This is a genomic window from Haloarcula quadrata (genome assembly GCF_003634715.1).
Classification (GTDB): domain Archaea; phylum Halobacteriota; class Halobacteria; order Halobacteriales; family Haloarculaceae; genus Haloarcula; species Haloarcula marismortui.
On sequence record NZ_RBWW01000002.1, the window covers coordinates 294795 to 315756 of the forward strand.

At 60.9% G+C, this 20962-nt stretch carries 23 protein-coding genes; 12 read left to right on the top strand and 11 right to left on the bottom strand.

Translation table 11 applies throughout. The annotated features are described in order from the left end of the window. The first annotated feature begins 195 nt into the window (after positions 1 to 195). Both BDK61_RS18690 and BDK61_RS18695 read left to right on the top strand, forming a co-directional pair. Positions 196 to 474, top strand: coding sequence for a PRC-barrel domain-containing protein (locus BDK61_RS18690; RefSeq protein ID WP_004966013.1), 279 nt, complete (start codon positions 196 to 198; stop codon positions 472 to 474). Between the two features lie 101 nt (positions 475 to 575). Continuing rightward, positions 576 to 782 (top strand): hypothetical protein, encoded by a 207-nt coding sequence (locus tag BDK61_RS18695; RefSeq protein WP_121304086.1) that lies wholly within the window; start codon positions 576 to 578, stop codon positions 780 to 782. A gap of 85 nt (positions 783 to 867) precedes the next feature. Here BDK61_RS18695 and BDK61_RS18700 read toward each other — a convergent pair whose 3' ends face one another. After that, positions 868 to 1458: a TetR family transcriptional regulator C-terminal domain-containing protein gene (locus BDK61_RS18700; protein ID WP_004966015.1), complete on the bottom strand. Its 591-nt coding sequence runs from the start codon at positions 1456 to 1458 to the stop codon at positions 868 to 870. A 178-nt stretch (positions 1459 to 1636) separates the two neighbouring features. Between BDK61_RS18700 and BDK61_RS18705 the strand changes: the two genes are divergently transcribed. From BDK61_RS18705 to BDK61_RS18715, 3 genes are all read left to right on the top strand, one after another. Beyond that, positions 1637 to 2236 (top strand): TetR/AcrR family transcriptional regulator, encoded by a 600-nt coding sequence (locus BDK61_RS18705; protein ID WP_121304087.1) that lies wholly within the window; start codon positions 1637 to 1639, stop codon positions 2234 to 2236. Continuing rightward, positions 2236 to 3705, top strand: a complete 1470-nt coding sequence (locus BDK61_RS18710) for an MATE family efflux transporter (RefSeq protein WP_007190581.1) — start codon at positions 2236 to 2238, stop codon at positions 3703 to 3705. The genes BDK61_RS18705 and BDK61_RS18710 overlap by 1 nt, the downstream gene beginning before the upstream one ends. Before the next feature lie 76 nt (positions 3706 to 3781). Continuing rightward, complete coding sequence (locus BDK61_RS18715; RefSeq protein ID WP_208644694.1) at positions 3782 to 4450, top strand: class I SAM-dependent methyltransferase; 669 nt, start codon at positions 3782 to 3784, stop codon at positions 4448 to 4450. A gap of 11 nt (positions 4451 to 4461) precedes the next feature. Here the strand turns inward: BDK61_RS18715 and BDK61_RS18720 are convergent, their stop codons facing one another. The 3 genes from BDK61_RS18720 to BDK61_RS18730 form a co-directional block, all read right to left on the bottom strand. Next, positions 4462 to 5133, bottom strand: a complete 672-nt coding sequence (locus BDK61_RS18720) for an AIM24 family protein (RefSeq protein WP_121304088.1) — start codon at positions 5131 to 5133, stop codon at positions 4462 to 4464. A 141-nt stretch (positions 5134 to 5274) separates the two neighbouring features. Continuing rightward, positions 5275 to 7731 carry a polyphosphate kinase 1 gene (ppk1, locus tag BDK61_RS18725; RefSeq protein ID WP_121304089.1) on the bottom strand — a complete coding sequence of 819 codons (2457 nt, stop codon included), beginning with the start codon at positions 7729 to 7731 and terminating at the stop codon, positions 5275 to 5277. Between the two features lie 4 nt (positions 7732 to 7735). Next, the gene (locus BDK61_RS18730) at positions 7736 to 8446 is read right to left on the bottom strand and encodes a metallophosphoesterase family protein (protein WP_014031236.1); all 711 of its coding nucleotides are present in this window, start codon (positions 8444 to 8446) and stop codon (positions 7736 to 7738) included. Positions 8447 to 8638: 192 nt separating this feature from the next. Here BDK61_RS18730 and BDK61_RS18735 point away from each other — a divergent pair, with 192 nt between their 5' ends. After that, positions 8639 to 9277 (top strand): DUF3267 domain-containing protein, encoded by a 639-nt coding sequence (locus BDK61_RS18735; RefSeq protein ID WP_121304091.1) that lies wholly within the window; start codon positions 8639 to 8641, stop codon positions 9275 to 9277. 114 nt (positions 9278 to 9391) lie between these two features. Here BDK61_RS18735 and BDK61_RS18740 read toward each other — a convergent pair whose 3' ends face one another. Both BDK61_RS18740 and BDK61_RS18745 read right to left on the bottom strand, forming a co-directional pair. Beyond that, positions 9392 to 9637 carry a hypothetical protein gene (locus tag BDK61_RS18740; RefSeq protein ID WP_004965377.1) on the bottom strand — a complete coding sequence of 82 codons (246 nt, stop codon included), beginning with the start codon at positions 9635 to 9637 and terminating at the stop codon, positions 9392 to 9394. Positions 9638 to 9744: 107 nt separating this feature from the next. Next, a complete protein-coding gene (locus tag BDK61_RS18745; RefSeq protein ID WP_004965379.1) occupies positions 9745 to 10590 on the bottom strand; it encodes a DUF726 domain-containing protein in 846 nt (281 codons plus the stop codon). A gap of 134 nt (positions 10591 to 10724) precedes the next feature. On the opposite strand from BDK61_RS18745, the gene BDK61_RS18750 reads away from it, so the two are divergent. After that, positions 10725 to 11327: a class I SAM-dependent methyltransferase gene (locus tag BDK61_RS18750; RefSeq protein ID WP_049938589.1), complete on the top strand. Its 603-nt coding sequence runs from the start codon at positions 10725 to 10727 to the stop codon at positions 11325 to 11327. Between the two features lie 42 nt (positions 11328 to 11369). Here BDK61_RS18750 and BDK61_RS18755 read toward each other — a convergent pair whose 3' ends face one another. From BDK61_RS18755 to BDK61_RS18775, 5 genes are all read right to left on the bottom strand, one after another. Further along, positions 11370 to 12293, bottom strand: coding sequence for an LLM class oxidoreductase (locus BDK61_RS18755; RefSeq protein ID WP_121304093.1), 924 nt, complete (start codon positions 12291 to 12293; stop codon positions 11370 to 11372). A gap of 49 nt (positions 12294 to 12342) precedes the next feature. Then, positions 12343 to 13089 (bottom strand): NAD(P)-binding oxidoreductase, encoded by a 747-nt coding sequence (locus BDK61_RS18760; protein ID WP_121304095.1) that lies wholly within the window; start codon positions 13087 to 13089, stop codon positions 12343 to 12345. 114 nt (positions 13090 to 13203) lie between these two features. Further along, positions 13204 to 14199, bottom strand: coding sequence for a DMT family transporter (locus BDK61_RS18765; RefSeq protein ID WP_011222695.1), 996 nt, complete (start codon positions 14197 to 14199; stop codon positions 13204 to 13206). 145 nt (positions 14200 to 14344) lie between these two features. Next, entirely contained in the window at positions 14345 to 15136 is a 792-nt protein-coding gene (locus BDK61_RS18770) for an aldo/keto reductase (RefSeq protein WP_004965389.1), read from the bottom strand. A 156-nt stretch (positions 15137 to 15292) separates the two neighbouring features. Then, the gene (locus BDK61_RS18775; RefSeq protein WP_174790012.1) at positions 15293 to 15913 is read right to left on the bottom strand and encodes a hypothetical protein; all 621 of its coding nucleotides are present in this window, start codon (positions 15911 to 15913) and stop codon (positions 15293 to 15295) included. Between the two features lie 99 nt (positions 15914 to 16012). Between BDK61_RS18775 and BDK61_RS18780 the strand changes: the two genes are divergently transcribed. The 5 genes from BDK61_RS18780 (at position 16013) to BDK61_RS18800 (ending at position 20961) form a co-directional block, all read left to right on the top strand. Next, positions 16013 to 16687 (top strand): class I SAM-dependent methyltransferase, encoded by a 675-nt coding sequence (locus tag BDK61_RS18780; RefSeq protein ID WP_121304097.1) that lies wholly within the window; start codon positions 16013 to 16015, stop codon positions 16685 to 16687. Between the two features lie 83 nt (positions 16688 to 16770). Next, the gene (locus BDK61_RS18785) at positions 16771 to 17595 is read left to right on the top strand and encodes a M48 family metallopeptidase (RefSeq protein WP_011222692.1); all 825 of its coding nucleotides are present in this window, start codon (positions 16771 to 16773) and stop codon (positions 17593 to 17595) included. 115 nt (positions 17596 to 17710) lie between these two features. Continuing rightward, positions 17711 to 18715, top strand: coding sequence for an alcohol dehydrogenase (locus tag BDK61_RS18790; RefSeq protein WP_167467405.1), 1005 nt, complete (start codon positions 17711 to 17713; stop codon positions 18713 to 18715). A 124-nt stretch (positions 18716 to 18839) separates the two neighbouring features. Continuing rightward, complete coding sequence (locus BDK61_RS18795) at positions 18840 to 20186, top strand: metallophosphoesterase (RefSeq protein WP_121304101.1); 1347 nt, start codon at positions 18840 to 18842, stop codon at positions 20184 to 20186. A gap of 202 nt (positions 20187 to 20388) precedes the next feature. Next, positions 20389 to 20961, top strand: coding sequence for a helix-turn-helix transcriptional regulator (locus BDK61_RS18800; RefSeq protein ID WP_004965402.1), 573 nt, complete (start codon positions 20389 to 20391; stop codon positions 20959 to 20961). Position 20962 lies beyond the last annotated feature (1 nt).

A 20962-nucleotide genomic window follows, 5' to 3' on the forward strand; every position in this document is an offset into this window, starting at 1 on the left:
ACTCGGTAATGCTGATCTGATCGGTGAGGCGGCGAATTCGCTGCGATATAAACGGTAATATCTGTGACGATGGTTCAGTGGCGACAGTATTCGTGGCATCCACGTAGGCAATGATCTTGCAGTAAGAGGGGAGAGGGCGCAGAGAGTTGTGAGAAATGCAGTAATTTTATGATAATTTCGGTATGATTGACTAGTATGCGAACGGTCCTCGCAAACCAGCTCTCCAACGTCCGGGTCGTGAGTACCGATGGCCGCGAAGTCGGCACACTACAAAACATTACGATCAATACAACTACGGGAGAACTCCAGACGATTGTCATCAACAGCGACATTCAAGAGATATTTGGCGTTGAACGGGATTCCGACGGCGATATTCGATTGCCGGCGTCCCTCATCGAATCGATGCGGGACCACCTGACCATTCAGCCGCCTGCAGAACAGAGTGTTGCAGGCGGCGATGCTGTGGACTCGTAGGCAACCCGTCGGCTGTTCAAACGGGCCGAAACGGGTAGCTGTGCGTTTGCAGCAGCAGAGTTCGGTACCGTCGTGACGATACGTCGTCGTTTTTTGAGAGTATGCAGCTAGACACTGAGATAGTCTCGCTCGCAGTGCTAGCTGCTCCCCTCCAGAACAGCGGCGCAGGTGATATGGTACTGTTCCTGTTCAACCTCTTAATTGCCGGTATCCATATTGCCGAGATGTGGATGGTATTCGGGAAGTTCGTTATTGTTGTACTCACAGGTGTTCCAGTCGTTATCGCGCTGATTGCCCTCTGGTCGTGAGATTATTCGCGGTGTGACCGAGGGTTCCAGCTAACAACAGTCGGGACGCTGTGGGACAGGTACATGGCGGCTGGCCGGTGGGCTACTACTGTAACATCGCGTCGGCGTACTCACTCGCCGTCTGTCGGGCCGTTTCGAGTTCCTCAGTGTCGTCTAGCATCACGGCTCGAGTCCGGGCACCGTCGATGATCGTCAGCAGCGAACGGGTAACGTGCTCCGCGTCGACATCAGTAAATACGCCCTCGTCGATCCCATGGTTGATGACTGCCTTGAGCATATACCGAACATACTCGTCGTTCTGTCGGAACCGGTCGCTGAACGCCTCCTTGTACGGGGCTTGACTCCGCATCTCTAGCAGAGCGACCGAGAGGTCGGGGTTTTCCTGCGGTTTGACAAGCAGTTCGTCGAGCAGGAGGTTCAGCCGTGCTTCAGGGTCCGTTGTCTCGACATCGTGAATCGAATCGACGAACCGCTCCAGCAAATAATCGAGAAAGGCCGCAAGAAGGTCGTCTTTCGTGTCGTAGTAGTAGTGCACTGCAGCCGTCGATTTGCCGTACTCGTCCGCGATCCGTTGTATCGTGAGGTCAGCGTACCCATGCTCGCGCAACGCCCGGTAGGTCGCCTGCATTATCTCCTCGGTCTGGTCCGAGAAGGTGCGGTCCGATGGTCCAGCCATTGCGTAACGGTTTCGACCATGGTTGGATAACGGTTGTGACCCCGATACTATTGCTCAGTCAGATTATTGGTTAGTTAGTCTTTCGGTGCTTGATTCGGCCTATGTATCGTTTATAATTTAGTTTGTGGGGTTCAAAGCGTTTTTGACTAACCAGTTAGTAAGTTTTGTCACAGCCGTTATGGATGACGATACAGCTACCGAAATTCTTGCGGCGACGTACCGCGCCCTCTGCCAGCACGGGTACGCCGCACTCACGGTCAAAGACATCGCTGCCGAGGCGGACCGGAGCAAAGCGTCTATTCACTACTACTACGACAGCAAAGAGAACCTCTTTGCCGAGTTTCTGGACTTCTTGTACGAACGATACACTGCAAAAATAACGGGCGTCGACGGGAGTACACCGCGGGAAGAACTCGATTCGCTGTTAGACACGGTTCTCACTGACGGGCGAACGATACCCGGCCAAGAGTTCAGAACAGCACTACTCGAAATAAAGGCACAGGCCCCGTACAACGACGCCTTCCGGACACAACTGGCCAGGTTCGATGCCGTGCTCTTTGACCAGTTGCGGGAAATCATCGTAGCCGGCATCGAAACCGGTGAATTCGATGACACAGTCGAGCCGAGTGTTGCAGCGGAGTTCCTCGTGACGACGATTACAGGTGCCCATACCCGACACGTCGCCACAGACCGTTCGATAGACCGATTCAACGAGACGATTACGCGATACGCTGAGACACACCTCTTTGCGGACGCACCAGCGGAGGCGACCCGCTGATGGGGATTGGGAGTCGCGTTCGTTCGCTGTTCAAAGGCCCCGAGGAATTCGACCTCACGTCGGGTGGCATCGGGAAGCCGCTGTTTTTCCTCTCGATGCCGATTGTCATCACGAATCTCTTCCAGACTGCGTACAACCTCGCGGACACGTTCTGGCTCGGCCAGTACAGCACGGACGCGCTGGCGGCGATCAGTTTCGCGTTCCCGATGGTGTTCCTACTTATCTCGCTCGGGATGGGGATATCCGTCGCCGGCAGCGTCCTCGTCGCACAGTTTACCGGCGCAGGCGAGGAGCGCGAAGCCGAGTACGCTGCGTCCCAGACGGTAACGTTCGCCGTCATCGTCTCGTTTGGTCTCGGTATCGTGGGCTATCTCGGCGTCGATACGTTTCTCAGCCTGATGGGCGCGTCCGAAGACGTCCTTCCCATGGCGACCAGCTACATGGAAGTCATTTCGCTGGGTCTGTTGTTCATGTTCGGCTTCTTCGTCTTCGTCGCGCTGATGCGGGGCTACGGTGACACGATAACGCCGATGCTCGTCATGTTCGGCTCGGTCGTCCTCAACATCATCATCGACCCGTTCCTGATCTTCGGCTGGACGGTCGTCGAGAACGCACCGCTCGTCGGGACCATCTCGTTCCCCGAACTCGGCATCGAAGGGGCTGCCATCGCGACCGTCTTTTCGCGGGCGCTGGCGCTGGTCGTCGGGCTGGCAATTATGTTCCGAGGGAACCGCGGCGTCCAGATTCACCTCCGCGATATGGCCCCAGACCTGTCGTATCTCCGCCGTCTCGTTCGCATCGGCCTGCCTGCCTCCATCGAAGGGACGGGCCGTGCGCTGTCGATGAACCTGCTGCTGGTCATCGTTGCAATGTTCCCAGATACGGTCGTCGCCGCCTACGGCATCGGGACGCGCGTGTTCTCGGTCGTCTTCCTGCCGGCCATCGCAGTTGCGCGTGGCGTTGAGACGATGACTGGCCAGAACATGGGGGCCGACAGGCCGGACCGGGCAGCGAAGGCAGCTGGCCTTGCAGCGACGGTCCTGTTCGGCGTGCTCTCCCTGGCTGGCGTGCTCGTCTGGTTCACCGCCGCACCGATAGCCGACCTGTTCACGACGGACCCCGAAGTCGTCGAAATCACGACGCAGTTCCTCCGCTACGTCGCGCTTTCCTTCGGATTCATCGGCATCATGCGGGCCTACACCGGGAGCTTCCGTGGTGCCGGAAAGACGCTCACCGCCGCAGCGATATCGGTGTTGATGCTCGGCGTTATCCGCTTCCCGATTGCGTGGTTCGCCGCTGTGCCGTTCGGCGAAACCGGAATCTGGATATCGTTCGCCGTCTCAAATGTCGCGGGAGCGATTATCGCGTACGGCTGGTATCGACGCGGGACGTGGCGAGACAGCGACCTCACCGAAACCAAAGTCGACATTGACGAGGCAGGCATCGAGATGTCGGCAGACGGGGACTGACAGCAATGAGTGACGAGCGCGTGTGACACCCTTCAGATGACCCAATGCTTTCAGGGGAGCCATCAGTACTACTGGCGTGTCCCCTGAACCGAACCCCAGTCAGGAACCTTCAGCACCGTTATTTGCGGCGGTCTACGACCCAGCAACGGCGCTCATCGAGCGGACGCTCTTGCGACCACATCGTGAGTATCTGGTAGCGAATCTGGATGGAACGGTGCTGGATCTTGGCGCTGGAACCGGCGCGATGTTTCCGTATTTCGAGAGCGTTGCGACCGCCTCGACGGAGTTTCACGCTATCGAGCCGGACCCACATATGCGGCGGCAGGCAGCGGAGCAGGCGAACACGCAGGCCACGCCGATTCATATCGAGTCGTCACCGGCCGAAGCCCTCCCGTACGACGAGGACACCTTCGACGTCGTCATCACGTCGATGGTGTTCTGTACGATTCCGGACATTGAATCCGCGATGAGTGAAATCACCCGCGTCCTCAAACCCGGCGGCGAACTGCGTTTCTTCGAGCACGTCATCGACGACGGCTGGCGCGCCCGGCTACAGTCGGCGCTCGCACCGCTCTGGAAACGACTCGCCGGCGGGTGCCATCTGACCCGACAGACGGGGACACGGCTCGTCGCTGACCAGTCGTTCGATGTCGTCGAAATCGAGCGACTCAATCTGGGCATAACGCCAATCCGGCCGTTCGTTCGGGGACGACTCCGCAAGCGCTCGGTGTCTTCGACGCGGTAACTCGGCGGCGATTAGCTCTGGCTCTGCGTGACAGACCCTTCCTCGTTTGGCTGGATGACGACAAAGCCGTCGTCACCGGTAAACTCCATCTGGATCGATTCCCCAGAGGTCTGGCCGATTTCGAAGGTCTTGTTCATCTCGATAGACGGCGAGAGGTTCGAACTCCACGCAACGGTCGCGTCCGGGTCGGTGAAGACCGGCGGCGTCATCACCAGCGGGTCGCCGTGTGTCGTCAGCGCGACTTCGCCGGGGCCGGTGAGGTAGACGTTCGTCAGGCCGCCAGCAGCCATGCCAGAGAGACTGCCGACAGTGTTGATTTCGTAGTCGATAGTTGATTCGAACGCGAGCACGTCAGTGCCGTTGACCGATATCGATTCTCCGTCATCGAGTGCCAGCACCTGTACCTTCTTGCCGTTCTCGGCCACGTAGAGGTGGCCGCTCCCTTCGGCCTCCATGACTGGCGTCCCTTCGCCGCTCACGGCCTCCTTGACGAAGCCCGTGATACCGCCTTCCGCCGAGGATTTGCCAGTGAACGTGACCTCGCCGGTGTACGCGACCATCGACCCGGCTTTGACCACCACAGTCCCATCGAGTGGGATATCGAGCAGTCTGTTGTTCTCCTTCTGGAAGCCATCGCCGCCGTCTGCGGGGGCGTTGGAGCGGACGAATTCCTGTAAGTCCATAGTTACATCGGGACACTCGATAGGCCATGCTCATAGGCCTCGTGAAGGATTAAAACACATTTTGTGTGAAGCGGTCCCATATTGATGGGGCAACGCAGTTACTGAGCCGAAAAGAAACTGAGAAATAGTATAGCCGAATAGCTATTCCGTATCGCTATACAGTCGTTCGAGGAGATCAGTGACGCCAGCTTTGGTTTTGAGGTAGCGCCGCTCTCCATCGGGTGTTCGAACAGCGTAGTTGTACACGACGCTGTCCGGGACGTACCACCGGTCGCCGTACGTCGAAAGTACCTCGTCGGTCTCCCCACCATCTGTGACTTCAGTTGGGTTACCCTCAGCGGTATCTGCCGCCGCCTGCCGGGTGCTCTCGCCTGCGATACAGAGATCACCGGCTATCGGATAGTCACCGGGGATACCTGTAATGAGGTTCTCAGAGCGACCGGCTTTTAGCGCTTCTCGCATCAGGATGTCCTGTGCGCTGATCACGCGCTCGCCGTCGTCCGGATACCGCTGGTGGTACTCGCCGTCGCTGTCCATCTCCCAGAGCTTGCGGTTGTCCGAGAGGAGGAGGTCGAGGGTGAAACGGAGTTGGCGCTGGATTTTGGGGCTTGTCACGGGTGTGACTGCTTCGACCCGGTAATCGAGGTTGCGAGTCATCCAGTCGGCGCTACCGATGTAGTACTCGGGGTCGCCCCAGTCGTCTTCGGTAGCGGGGTCGCCCCGTGCGCCGTTCTCGAAGTAGAAGATACGGGAATGCTCTAGAAAGCGGCCGACGAGCGAGTACACCGAGATGTTTTCGCTGATGCCTTCCAGTCCGGGTCGGAGGCGGCAGATATCGCGGATGATGAGGTCGATGTCGACGCCTGCCATCGATGCGCGGTACAGTTCGGCGACGATACCGGGGTCTTCGAGTCCGTTGATTTTTGCGACAATACGGGCAGGCCGACCGGCCTGTGCGTGCTGTGCTTCCCGACGGATGCACCGGGTGAACTCCTTGCGCATGGTCACCGGTGCGATGAGGAGTTCGCGGAACTCCTCGTCCAGCGACGGCCCGGTGAAGAAATTGAACACCTTGGTCAGGTCGCGGCCGATGTCACGGTCGGCGGTCAACAGTCCGAGGTCGACGTATCCCTTCGCCGTCTCGGAGTGATAGTTCCCCGTGCCGATGTGGGAGTACAGTTCGACGCCGTCGTCTTCCTCCCGAACGACCAGCGCCGTCTTCGTATGGGTCTTCAGCCCCACCGTTCCGTAGGCGACGTGGATACCGTTTTCCTCCAGTTTGCGAACCCATTCGAGGTTGTTCTGCTCGTCGAAGCGGGCCTTCAGTTCGACCATCACCGCCACCTGTTTCCCGTTTTCAGCGGCCGTTATCAGCGACTGGATGATCTGTGAGTCGCTTGCGGTCCGGTAGATAGCTGCTTTCACCGCCAGAACGTCCGGGTCTTCAGCTGCTGCTGAGAGAAACCGCTGGACGGTGTCCGTGAAGTCGTGGTACGGGTGATACAGCAAGATGTCTCCGTCCTGAATGCGCCGGAAGACACTCGGGTCCGTCGTATCCGGCCTCCCGAACGACTGCTGTCGGTGACCGTTGAGACGGGGGTGTGGCTGTGGCGTCCACTCGTCCAGCGAGAGGTCCGGTCGGTCAAGGTCGGTCAACTCCGCGAAATCCCGGTAATCCAGCGGACCCGAGAGGTCGTATATCTCGCGCTCGTCGAGACCGAGCTGTGTCGCGAGCGTCGAGCGAATACGGGAGTCGGCGTCGGGAGAGAGTTCCATTCTGACAACCGACGCGAATCGCCGCTGTTCGAGGACGTCTTCGACCATGTCAATGAGGTCCTCGGCAATCTCCTGATTACGTCGGACCTCCGCGTTGCGGGTCAGTCGGAACAGGGCCGTGTCGACGATTTCGACGTTCGGCAGCAGCAGATCGAGGTTCGCACGGATGACCTCCTCAAGCAGTACGTATCGAGTATCGTCCCCGAGTTGGACCAACCGCGGCCTGTTCGGCGGAATCTTGATTCGGGTGAACGTCGGGTCCTCGGCGTTCGGATGCCGGGTGAGAACAGCGAGCGAGAGCGACCGATTAGAAATAAACGGGAACGGATGTGCCGGGTCGAACGAAAGCGGTGTCAGGGTCGGCAACACAGACTCCTCAAAGTAGGTTCGCAGTTCAGACTGTTCCGCGGCAGCAGCGTCGTCGTAGTCGAGAATCTCGATACCTTCCGCAGCAAGCGCGGGACGAATCGCGTCGCGGTAACAGCGGGCCTGCGTCGCTAGCATCGGCCGCAGGGTCTCGTGGACCGCCGCCAACTGCTCCTCGGGCGTTCGACCGTCTGGGGCCGTTTCGGTCACGTCGGCTTCTATCTGCTGTTTGAGGCCGCCGATGCGTTTCATCGTGAATTCGTCGAGATTGCGAGTGACGATAGCGAGGAACCGGACCCGTTCCAACAGCGGATTCCGTTCGTCCAGCGCCTCGTGGAGCACGCGCCGCTGGAACGCGAGCGCACTCAATTCACGGTTGAGATACAGCGACGAGTCGGTCAGGTCGACATCCGCTGGCTCGTACGCGGGGATGGGGGGTTCTAAATCGTGGTCCATCGGGTTACGTTGATGTCGGCGGGGCACGCTCCGGGTCGACGATGCTATCGGACGACCGGGCTTCGTGGGTCGTCTCCGGGTCCACCGTGACGAACTCCTGCGTCGAGCACTGGTACGCCGTCAACTGCCCGCCGTAAACGCACCCGGTGTCTAGACCAACCGCAGTAGGTGTCTCGAATGGCTCGGAAAGCACCGTGTGACCGAAGAAGATGCGAGGGTCAGCACGGCGTGTTTCGAACCAGTACGGGCGGTCGTAGCTTCCGTCCGGAACAAGTGAGCGCATGTTCAGCAGTTCAGTCAGTTCGTGCTCCGCGATTGACTTGCGGTGGTCGACGCCACCGTGGACGACCAGCGAATCGTCCCACGAGATTGCCACCGGGAGCGACGCCATCCACGAGAGGTCGTCGTCGGTCAACGACGGAATCGATTTGCGGCCGTCGATGAGTTTCTGCTCGTTGTTGCCACGGACGGTGAGGAAGTTCGGCGTGTGCCGGACCATGTCGACGACACCAGCGCTGTCCGGACCTTTTCGGACGAGGTCACCAACGAAGACCACGAGTTCGTCCGGGGTGGGGTCTAACCGGTTCAGGAGGCGTTCGAGGGTCGGACGACACCCGTGGACGTCGCCGACAACGTAGATTTCCTCCCATCTGTGACCGCGGATTCGCTGGTGTGGTGCGCCGAGGTCCGGATGAAACGTCGGTGGTGAAGCCATCTATGTAAGGTCGTTTGTGAAACATCGGTGAATCTGGTATAGGTGCTTTATATGAGTTCTATATAGCTGTATGAGAGCGAATATATGCTCGCCGCCTGCTGTCGAACCAACCGGCAGTGACTGGTTGCTTCTCAGTTACAACCGGGCGAAAGTGACATCCTGATTTTTCAGTCCTCCGGCTGAATCACGGGTATGCCGACAAGCGATTACACTCCCGCCGACACGTTGCGCCCTGCAACGCCGGCGGGCTATCAGTCACCCCGGCCGTTTCGATACCCGCCGCTGGTGATACTCGGTCTCGTGAGTGTGCTGGTACCGGTCGCTGCGGTGGTGTTCGGCGGCATACTCTGGTACGCCCAGGGAACCGCGCTCGACGCCGTTTTTTCGGTCGACGAAACCGCCACAGGCATCACGTTCACGCTCGCGTCTGGGCTGGTCGCGGTCACATGCATCGGCACGATTGTCGCAGCTACTGTGCTCCATGAACTAGTTCACGGGCTCGCCTATCGATGGTTCGGCTACGATGTTTCCTACGGCGTGGCCCCACAGCTCGGCGCGTTTTATGTGGCAGCGTTTCATCAGTTTCAGGTGCGGACTCACAATATTATCGTCGGCATCGCGCCGCTCGTTGTACTCGACGCGTTGCTTCTCCCCGTGTTGTTCATTCCACTCCCGCTTCTCGCGTTCGCAGCCTTCCTCGCCCTGCTGTTCAATACAGCGGGAGCGGCCGGCGACCTCTACTCAGTTGCAACGCTACTCAGAACGCCCGCGGGGTCACTCACGTATGACAGCGATATCCGCCATTCGTATATTTTCTGTCCTGAAGCGTAACCACGGTTTATCTGGACCAGCAACGCTGTGACAGCGCACTCAAACGCTCGTCATTGGTGGACACTTCCCCCGAAACGCCAGTCCAACAGGCTCAGCGAGTTCGAGGATTGTGAGTTACCCCTCGACAGTATCTCTGGTGTGTTCGGCGTCCAGCCCGAACAGCAATCCGGCGAGAAACAGCAGTTCGTTACCCTGGTAGTACTGTTCGACCACGAAGTTTACCAGACCGATATCCGGCGTGGTGACACCCAACAGCACCAGAACGAGCGCAAGAACGGCAGCAAGTCCAGCGACCCACCGGACAACGATGCCTGAGAGCAGCCCCACCACGAAAACGACAACAGCAGTAAAGAGGCTCATGTTCCACTCCGGCGCGTAGCAGCCGTTGGTCTGACAGCAGTTCCCATAGTTGAGATAACACTTCCGCCGTATATAGTTCTATTAGCAGCAGTGAAGGCAGAGCCACATCACTCGATTTCAGCAACGACACGCGCCAGACAGCCCTCACCCGGTTCGAAGTACGAGTAGTGGTCGGCAACAAGGTCAGTGACATTCACGTCTTGGTAGCCGTCGGGAAGCGGCCCAGCGTCACGCGTTCCAGCGTGGCCGACGGCGTGTGCCCGGTCCGACGCCCGGTACACCCACGAGAGGACCTTGTCATTCTGGCTGTAGAAGTTCGACACCGGAGCGTCAACAGCCTCGATAGCGTCGCCGTAACGGCCACCTTGCACCACGCTATCGTAGGGAATAGCGCCGCCGAGTAGTGACACCGAAGCAAGCACGTCTGTCGCTCCTTGCTCGGCAAGCACGCGAAGCGTCTCGCCGGTCACCCGCGCGCCAAGCGAATGGGCGAGCACGTGGACGGGTCGCCCGTCGGTTTCGGCCCACTCCATCAGCCACTGGGCGAGGAGAGTACGGTTCGCCACAGCGTTGTCCTTGGCCTGCTCCCATTCGACGTCGGAATCCCAACTGTATGCGACAACCGGTGCGGATGTGGACTCTCCGAGCGCTAGCTGCGCTGTGTAGGCATTATCTCGCGCCGTCTCAGCGTCGGTACTGAATCCGTGGACGAACAGGAACACCTCCGACGCGTCGTCGAACGACCACGCGCCCTCGGTCTCAGCGGCCGGTTCCTCGGCTGAGTCGAGAAGTCCGCGCGTAGTGACGACTGGCTGTGAGTTCGGCGCAGTATACTCGCCGGAGTCGCCCTGCAGCGACCAGTACACGTAGGCACCGCCACCCCCAAGCAGACCGAGTCCGCTTCCGAGACCGAGAAGCAGTCGCCGTCTGGTCACACCGGTTTGACTGTCCATAGCTGGTAGCCTGTGGATAGGTCACAGGTGTGCAAATAAGTCAGTTGAGATTGTCGCGCCCGGAAACGGAACGCAACGCAAGCGCTGTGGCACAGCCCACAGGCTTCATGTCTTGGCGGGTGGTTACCGGAGCCATGACGACCTGGGACGAGCGATACCGAACGGGGACGTACCCGCAACGTCCGGACCCACATCCAGTGTTAGAACGATACCTGCCGACCTTCCCACCGGGTCGGGCGCTTGACATCGCAACTGGGACCGGGCGCAACGCACTGCCGGTCGCAGCGGCCGGGTACCGCGTCGATGCGGTCGACCAGTCGCGTGCGGGGCTTCAGATTGCCCGTGAAAACGCACGCGCGGCTGGCGTCGAAGGCGATATCGAGTGGCTACAGGCAGATCTCGAATCGTTCGCGTACCCGGCGTCGACGTACGATGTCATTACGATTAGCTTCTATCGGCCCGTCGACCGCCTCCCCGATATCATTGAGGCGCTGGCCGACGGCGGCTGTCTGTTCATTCAGCACCACCTCCGGACGACCGACGACGTGGACGGCGGCCCCTCGGGAGACCGATACCGGTTCGCCTCGAACGAACTGCTCAGGGCGGGACTCGGGCTGACCGTGCTACACTACGACGAGCGAACCACGACGACGGACGGGACGACCGCCGCCACCGCTCAATTGGTCGCCAGAAAGACACAGGGCGGTCGACAGTCGTATCCAGATATCTCAGAGTGACCGCGCCGCGAGATCAACATAGACGGCCATCGACGGCTGGAGTCACAGTTCCTCGATGACTTCGCTGGCGAACGTCGTCATCGCCGCCGCTGGCTCCGCAGCACGAAGCCCAACTATAACATGGTCAAGGCCGTAGTCGTCGAGCCGTCGGAAATACTCTCGGAACCACTCGACGCCGGCCCGATAGCCAAGGTGAAGCGGTTCGGGCTCGGCCGTCGGGTCATCGGCGAACTCGACCTGCAGGGCAATCGTGAACGGCTTCTGTGGCGCGTGACCGCGCCACGTGTCGAGATACGACTCAAGCGTCGATTCGGGAAGGTGGTAGAATATCCAGCCGTCGCCGTTCTCGGCGATCCACTCCGTCGATTGTCTGGCGTTCCCGGTCGGAAACAGCGGGAGCGTATCTGTCGTCGGCTTCGGGAGAACATCCAGTTCACCGTCAATCTGGCCCCAGGAACCCTCAAGCGTCGGGTACTCCTCTCGCCAGAGCGCGCGGAGTGCATCGACGCTTTCACGCACCAGTTGGCCCCGGTTCTCGGGGTCAACACCGAACGCCGGATACTCCGGGTCGCGGTCGCCCGAGGCAACGCCAAGCACGAGACGGCCGTCGGAGAGCCGGTCGACAGACGCGGCCGACTTTGCCACGTGGAGCGGGTGGCGCAGCGGGAGAACAATGCTCGATGTGCCGAGCGCCACTGACTCGGTGTGGGCGGCGACGTGGGACAGCAGCGACCACGGGTCGAAGGCCCCGCCGGCGTCCTCGAACCGCGGCCAGTACGTCGGCACGTCTCGCGCCCAGAGCGCGTCGAACCCGACTGCTTCGGCGTGGCTTGCCAGCCGGAGTTCTGCGTCGATATCCGGCGTCGACTCCGTTTCGTCTGTGAGCGGAAATCCAAGCCCGAACGAGAGCCCGTCCTGCTCGTACAGTCGCCGATACCCGGCGTTCGCGTGGTCCACAGCAGTCATCAGGGACCTTTCACGCTGGAGCCGTATTTGCACACGGGTAGCTTGCCCGCTACGGGCCGCCGTCTGTGGTATCGACCGTCACGGTTCCCGCATGCCCGCTTTGCGGGAGCTGCCAATCGATATGTAGCGCGCGGTCCGGGAACGACGGCTTCGCAACGACTTCCAGCGTCCGGTCTTCCGCCGCCGGTGTGACAGGCGCAGCAATCATCAGTCGGGCTACGTCGGCCCGCGAAACGCTTCCCCAGAGCTTCGCGCCGGGTTCGGCAACGGAGACGGTGTCAGTTCGGGGCCCGTTCGTGAGGACGCCAGGACGGAGAATTGTGTGTCGAACCGGCGCCTCACGGATTGCGGCCTCGGCCGTTGCTTTGGCGCGCTGTATCGGCTGGATGGCAACATCGAAGGCCGCCGCGAGCGGACTGGCCGGTTCGTCGCCGACGCCGATGGCGGATTCCATGACGAACGCCTCCACGCCGGCGTCGGCAGCCGCATCGAGTAGATTGGTCGTTCCCGCACCGTCGACGTACTCATCTTGTGACCAGACATCCGTGATGTCCGACCCGACGGCGCTCAGGACGACATCGACATCCGACAGCGAATCGGTCAGCGCAATCGGATGCAGCAAGTCGTCGACGACAACCTCGTCAGCGCCGGCCGCCTGCAGGTCGTCTGTTTTTGCCGAGGTGCTGGTCAATGCCCGGACCGTCGGCACACGCGAACTGAGCAGTCGGAGCGTCGCTCGCCCAGTCCCACCGCTGGCTCCGGCGACGAACACAGTTTCCACGTCAGAAGGGTCCATACCGTAGCTAGGAGCTGCCGGTACATGATTGGCTTGGCCTGTGTCACCGGCAGGAAACCACTGAGACGGTCACAGAACGTAACGCGTCCGCCGCGGTTGTAGTTACCGAGGCGTTCAGTCGTCACACGGCGGCGTCTGCTTCGGCGACGTGTCTTCGAACCGGCGGTAGAGCCGGCGAAGCTCCATCCGGATCGTCACGCGCTCGATGAGGGCAAAGCCCGCAACGACGACGAGGAAGCCGACAAGCGTCCACAGTGACACCGACGAGCCGAGCAGGACCCAGCCCATGAGCGCGGCGAATATCGGCACGACATAGGCGACCAGGTTCGCACGAACCGGGCCGATGCGATTGATGAGGCCGAAGTAGATGGCGTAGGCGACTGCCGTCGAGGGAATGCCCACAGCCACGATGCTCGCAATCGTCTCCGGGCCGATGCCGATGACGGCCGTGGGTGGCTCCCCGACCAGCAGGCTTGCGACGTGGAGGAGCACCGCGCCGACGGCCATCGCCCACGCAGTCAGCGGAGTACTGTCCATCTGCGGACCGACACGCTGGAGCAGCACGCTTCCCAGCGCAACGGCCGCGGCCGCCCCGAGGACGAGCAGTTGCCCGATAGCGCTCGCGTCGGTGAACGTCGACGGCGACGGCTGTACGATGAGGATAACGCCGCTCAGCGCGACACCGATACCGAGCGCGCCGAGCCACGAGAGTCGGTCGCCCAGCAGCCACCAGGCGAAGACAGGGGCGAGTATCGGGTTCAGACCGTACATCACGGACGCCGCTGCGGGCGTTGTCGCGCCCTGGCCAAGGAACAACAGGCCGTTGTTGAGCGCGATCAGGAACAGCGCCGCCATCCCGATACCCACGAAGTCGCCGCGAGTCCGGGGTAGCCACGTCGACCGGGGCCGGGTAAAGACGATGTAGCCAAGCAACGTCACCGCCGCCAAGTCGAACCGGAGGCCAGCAAACAGCACCGGTGGCAGCTCACGAAGCCCGGTTTTGATTGCGACGAACGAGCCACCAAACAACACGGCGAGCAGGACAAACAGTGCGCTGTCGCGGTAGCGAGCCGGGATTGAGGGACGCTCAGTGACCGCGGACCGCAGCATAGGCCAGGTCAGTTGGACCACCCGTCAGAACAAAAATATCTCATTACCTGTTCAAGGGGTCGAAATGTGAAGAGGGCTGTGAGAGACATGGTGTCACGGACCGACAGCCGATTAGCAAACTCGGCCGAGAAACTCCGACGCCGACTTAGTCCCACGCGGCCGGCCCGAAATCCGGGTCGACACGTCGGTCGACAGTATCGATATTGTCGATACGGTCGATGTCGGCGTCCGTCAGCGACAGGTCAAGGCTCGCCAGATTGTCCGTAATGTGGGCTTCACTCGTAGCCTTCGGAATCGCCGTCACACCCTTCTCACGGAGCCACGCGAGGCTGACCTGCGCTTCGCTGGCGTCGTGGTCGTCGGCGATGGCTTCGATGACATCGTGACCGAACACTTCACCGCGGGCCAGCGGCGAGTACGCGACCAGTTCGTAGTCCTGTTCGGCCGCGTGCTCACGGAGTTCCGACTGCTGGAGGAACGGGTGCGTCTCGACCTGATTTGCGAACACCGGAGCATCGAGCACGTCCATCGCCGTTTCGACGTGGTGCGGTTCGAAGTTCGAGACGCCGACGTTGTCGATAAGGCCGCGGTCGACGAGTTCGTCGAACGCAGGTAGCGTCTCTTCAGGCTCATACTCGCCCGCCGCCCAGTGAACGTACAGCAGGTCCACCGAATCGACGCCGAGTTTGTCGAGGCTCTCCTCGGTCGTCTCGATCACGTCGTCGTGCGAGAGATTCGATATCCAGACCTTCGTCGCCAGGAAAATATCGTCGCGGTCCACGTCAGCGGCAGCGATACCGTCGCCGACTGCGCTTTCATTGTCGTATGCCTGTGCGGTGTCAATATGTCGGTAGCCGGCCTCCAGCGCCGTCCGAACGCTCTCGGCACACTGTTCTGCGTCTTCATTCTGCCAGGTACCGAGGCCGAGCATCGGCATACCGCTCGCTCGTGGACCTCCATCTGTCGGGGACTGTTGCTGAGTCATTATTGAGTACTGATGCTTGCGCCATTAAGCCGTTTGGAAGGCGGCGGGTAGCACCGACTATCGGACGGTCTGCAAATAAGCCGGCTCTCGCAGGGAACACGGGGACGGTCAGAAGCCGTACGACCCGAAAATCCAGAGCGCGACCACAGGCGCCACAGCGAGGAGCAAGCCGAGAACGCCCGTGCCGAGAACGGTCTCCCAACCAAGGTCCCGGAGCGATTTCCCGTACCGCCACAGTTGAACCGTAACGTAGACACCAGCGGTGACCACGCCCCCGAGCAGCAGAAACGGCGGAACCCCGAGTGACGGAAACGACGGGAAACCGACCGCCGGAAACGGCTCCGACCCACTCGAAGCTGCGAAATCAAGGCCGATGCCGACAGCGCCGACAGCGGTGGCCGCGACGACATACGAGATGCCCGCGACCACGTGTCGGAGGACTCCGGCCAGCGCAAGGGACTCTGCGTCGGTCGGCAGGACCGCCGGCGACGCATAGCTCCCGACGCCAGTGTAGAGGAACGGGACCGTTAGAACACCGACGGCGGCAGCGTACGGAAGGACCGACGAGATTGCGACGATGAGAACCGCCACGGTCAGGGCGTATGTGCGTCCGGTCGCGTCCCCGAGAACCAGCACCGGCACGAACAACACGGCAGCGCCGACCACCGTAAACAGACAGATCGGGACAGAGTAGGGCCGGAACCGTCGGAGAAAGCGGGAAACAGGCATGCCAGTGCCGTTTCGGACCCAGGCGCATAGCTTTTCGGCTCTATAGCGAGCGGGGAGTCGGCATGCTTTTACTCTCCGTTGCAGTATCATTTCAAAATAATGTCACTATCGTGGGCAAAGCGCGCTATCACCGAGTCCTGTCCGGACCGTCTCTACCCGCTGATTGCCGGACTCTATCAGACTGCGTTCCCACCCGACACGACAGAAGGAGCCGCAGCAGCGGCCATTCTGGACCGGAAGGAAGGCGTGCCGGCGTCGCTCCCGGCGGCAGCGCTCGAACACGTGCAAGTTCTCCCCCAACGGACGGATCTCCTCGAACACCTGCCGACCAGCGGGACCGCCGCCGAGTTCGGTACTGGAGACGGTTCCTTCGCCGAATCAATCAGCAGGGTCACGCGGCCGGAAACGCTCTATCTGGTCGACCAGTGGGACAACGACGAAGAGCGGCAGGCTGCTAAGCAACGATTCAGCGGTCATCAGGGCACTGTACATCTGCGGGACGCTGAGCCGATTACCGTGCTCCGTGAGACCGACACTGACTCGCTCGACTGGGTGTACATCAACAGTTCCCACGAATACGAGGCCACGCTGGCCGAACTCAGAGAGAGCCAGCGAGCAGTCGCAGATGACGGGTACATTACGGGCGACGACTACAAAATCGTGAACGGCGTCATCCCTGCCGTCCACCAGTTCTGTTCAGAGACCGACTGGCGGCTGGCGTCTCTCACGCTTGAAACCCATGGGCGACGGAGTTACGCGCTCCACAAGCCGTAAGCGCTGTATCCGCAGCGAAATCCAGTGACGCAAGCGGCGCTATCAGCCAGACGGTTTATGTGGCCGGACGGATTTGACCCTGTATGACAGATTTCGGATTACAGGTGCGGATGCTTGTCGTCGGTGCGGTTCTGTTCGCGTTCTACGTTTTCGCCGGAACGGCACTGTCGGTGCTGTTAGGCCTGCCGCTTGTCCCGGTGCTCCTCGTCGGCATCCTCGTCGTGCCGGCGATCCAGTACAAGCTCGGGAAGTGGCTGGCACTCCGTGGCGCGGAGGAGATGCCGGACGACCAGCGGTTCGGCTACGTCCACCAGATGGTTCGGCGGCTCTGCAGAGATATGAGTATCGAGGAGCCGCGACTGATGGTGATGGACATGGGCGTGCCCAACGCCTTCGCCGTCGGCCGGAAAGGTGCGGGTGTCGTCGTCGTGTCGAGCGAACTGATGCAACTGCTGGACGATGACGAACTGGAGGGCGTCATCGCGCACGAACTGGCACACATCAAGAACCGGGACGTCATCACAATGGTCGTCGGGCAGTCCATCGGAATGCTCGTCGGCTACGTCGCTTACTTCGCAGTGCTGTTCGGCGGCGAGCGAAACATCGGTTCCTGGATCATGGCGATGATCGCCTCCTCGCTCGCGAACGCGCTGGTCATGGTGTTCGTGCTGGCGATTTCGAGGTATCGGGAATACGTTGCCGACGCGGACGCGCGCCGCGCCATCGGCACCGGCGAGCCGCTGGCCCGTGCGCTCGAAAAAATCTCTCGCGGTGCGGAGGGGCGGGAATCAGCCGTCGACGACAGCATGAACGCCCTCTGTATTTTCAACGCCGACAAGGGGCTGTTTGAGAAGCTGTTTTCGACCCACCCGCCGACAGAGAAGCGAATCCAGCGGCTCCGGTCCTGAACGAGGAGCCGCCTCGGTGCGGTCTGGTCGGACATCCCAACAAACGCCCCGTACAGCTCTCTGCTAACTGGCCGCTTATCAGCGTCGAGCCGAAAGTAGCGATATGTCTGATACAATGCAAGCGGCAGTCGTACCCGAGCCAGGGGCTGACTTCGAGGTCGTCGAACGAGACGTGCCCGAGCCGGACCCCGGCGAGGTACGGGTCTCGGTCGACGCCTGTGGCATCTGTCACAGCGACGTGTTCGCCAAAGAAGGGACCAACCCGGTCGTCTCCTATCCGCGGGTTCCCGGCCACGAGGTGGCGGGCCACGTAGACGCCGTCGGCGACGCTGTCGACGCCTGGGAGGTGGGCGACAGAGTCGGCGTCGGCTGGCACGGCGGCCACTGTTCGACGTGTGACCAGTGTCGGCAGGGGAACTTCCTCCAGTGTGAGAACGGTGAAATCACCGGGCTGAGCTACGACGGCGGGTACGCGGAGTACATGACCGCACCGTCGGAGGCGCTCGCAAAGATTCCGGAATCACTTGATGCGGCGGCCGCAGCACCGCTCCTCTGTGCGGGCGTGACGACATTCAACGCGCTGCGGAACAGCGATGCGAACGTCGGCGACCTCGTCGCCGTGCAGGGCGTCGGCGGCCTCGGTCACCTCGGTATCCAGTATGCACACGCAGCTGGCTTCGAGACGGCCGCGATCTCCCGAACGCCCGAAAAAGAATCGCTGGCGAAAGAGCTTGGAGCCGACCACTTCATTAACGCGGCGGAGACAGACGCCGGGCAGCGACTGCAGGAGCTTGGTGGGGCCGATGTGGTGCTGGCGACGGCACCGTCGAGTGACGCCATCAGTTCCATCGTCAGCGGCATCGGTGTCGACGGCTCCGTCGTGGTTGTGGGCGTCCCCGGCGAACCGGTAGCGGTGAGCGGACAGCAACTCGTCCAGACCCGGGGCGCTGTCGAGGGCTGGGCCTCCGGACACGCACGCGACTCACAGGACACGCTTGAGTTCAGTTCGCTTCGCGACATCGCACCGGAAATAGAGACCTACCCGCTCGAAGAGGTGAATGAGGCCTACGGCCGGATGATCGACAACGAAGCACGATTCCGGGCCGTGCTTGAACTGTAATCGGGCAGGTCGCGACACCGGCGGGAACACGTATTCCAGCGACACACCCAGCCGAAGCGACGACCTGCCGCCGTGATATCCCGGAGAGCAACGCCTTTGTCTGTGGGTCAAGAACCCGTATTCAATGGACGGCACCGCCGACGACCGCGTCTATTACGTCATCAGCGACCTCCACATCGGCGGCGACGAACAGCTAGAGGACGTGGAGTTTCTGGACGAACTGCTTGATTTTTTATCGCGGCTGGAGACCACCGACGAGGACGTCGAGCTACTCATTAACGGCGACGCGTTCGGGCTGTGGGAGTTCACCGGAATGTCGGGACTGGAGAAGTTCGATGTCCTCGAAGCGACCTATCCGTCGCTGTTCGAGCAGTTGCAAAAGACCGGCGAGAACATCGAAATAACCCTGATCCCAGGGAATCACGACCACGAACTCGCGGCCTATGACGAGTACGCGGAGCGGTTCGCGGCGTACAACGTCAATCTCGTCCAGTCGAAGTCAATTACCCGTCTGGTCGGGGACCAGGCCATCCACTTCGAACACGGCAATCAGCAGGACCCCAACAACCGCATCGAAGACTGGGGCCACACCAACGTGACACCGCTTGGCTACTACTACAACACGCTGGTGACGAGTCGGGCCGGCCAGCTCTCGGACCGGGGTCGGTACAACTGGCTCAAGGACGTGCAGGCGGTGACGCCAACGGAACGAGTCCCGGTGTGGATGCTCTCGAAGTACTTCTACCGGGAAATGAACCCGCTGTTGCGGTACGCACTCGTCCCGTTCCTGCTGTTGTTCAACGTTAGTGCTATCCTGGCGATTCTGGCGGCGTTGAACCTGCTCGGAGTCTGGTCGGCACCGGTCGAAACGACAACGTCGTTTCTGGGCCAGTTCGGAACCGTCGGGACCGCCATCTGGGTGCTGCTCGTAGTGAATGCGTCGCTGGCCGGGCTCCTGTTGCTCGTGGGCATCCCGCTGTATCTCCTTCGACGGGATATCAAGAAGACCATCAATCGCTTTGGCGTTTTCGAGACAGACCTCACAGTCGACACTCAGACGACGTACAAGGAAGCCGCCCGCGAAGTGTTCGACGAAAAGGAAGACGTGGTTGTCTTCTGCTACGGTCACACGCACCGACCGAGCGTGCAGTCAGTCGACGGTGGGTTAGTCGTCAACAGCGGGACTTGGCTCAAGCGGCTCCACCGTCGGGACGGTGTCATCGGGCTGCTTCCCCCGGTGTTTTACCCCTCGTACCAGCTCTGTGCGGTCCGTATCACGGCCGAGGCGGGGCAGGTAATCGTCGACTACGAGGAAGTACAAAAGCCCAGCCCCAGTCCTGAGGAGCTAACACTCACTGAGCGCCTGCTGACGCTCGGTCGGAAACCTGACATCGAACTACCAGAGCGTGCGGTCGTAGAAACCGAGCAGTCGGTGTCTGCACCGGAGCCGGCTGAGCAAGAATTAGACTGATACAACGGAGCGTGGTCGCTGGCGGAGGGAGACCAATGAAGAGGCTTTTTGATACCCCATTGTTGGTGTATCCACTGAGAGGGTACATTCATGCCTTCGTGTGTGATTGATGTCTATCAAGCGTCAGACGGAGGGGAAGTGTTTGCTCCCGAAACGGAGGTTATGCAGAAAAGTCTATTACATACGACTGTAATGGCTACGTATGAGCAATACCGCGGACGATGGTCGGGCTGACGGGTCGCCACCGTCCACGGCAGAGTTCACACCGGAGCGAGTGCTCTCGGTGTTTCAAGATCGGGCGGACCAGGCGAAACCGTTGACGGCAACCGATGTGATGGACGCACTCGGCTGTTCCCGGAAAACGGCACACAACAAGCTCGACGTACTCGTAGAACGAGGGGATCTGGAAACGCGGAAAGTCGGGGCACGGAGTCGGGTCTGGTGGATCCCGTTCTCCCAGCTTGTCGGCTCGGGCGCGGAACCCCAACAGGAACGAGAGCCCCCGGTCGAGCACAGCATCGCCGACGCGGACCTGCCGGGGACGGGGGATGTACTCGACGACCGGCGTGCGGCGCTACGGGCTGCGTACGACTATCTCCGCGAAAACCCCGACACCGATGCCGGGAAACTCATTACCGAAGTGTTTCAGGAGCATCCGGCGGGGTACAAGACCGCTGACGAGTGGTGGGACGCTATCGGGCCTGCGCTGGAGGACCTCCCACAGGTTGACCTGGCTGTCGACCACGGACACGTCTGGCACTACGTCGGTGGGTGAG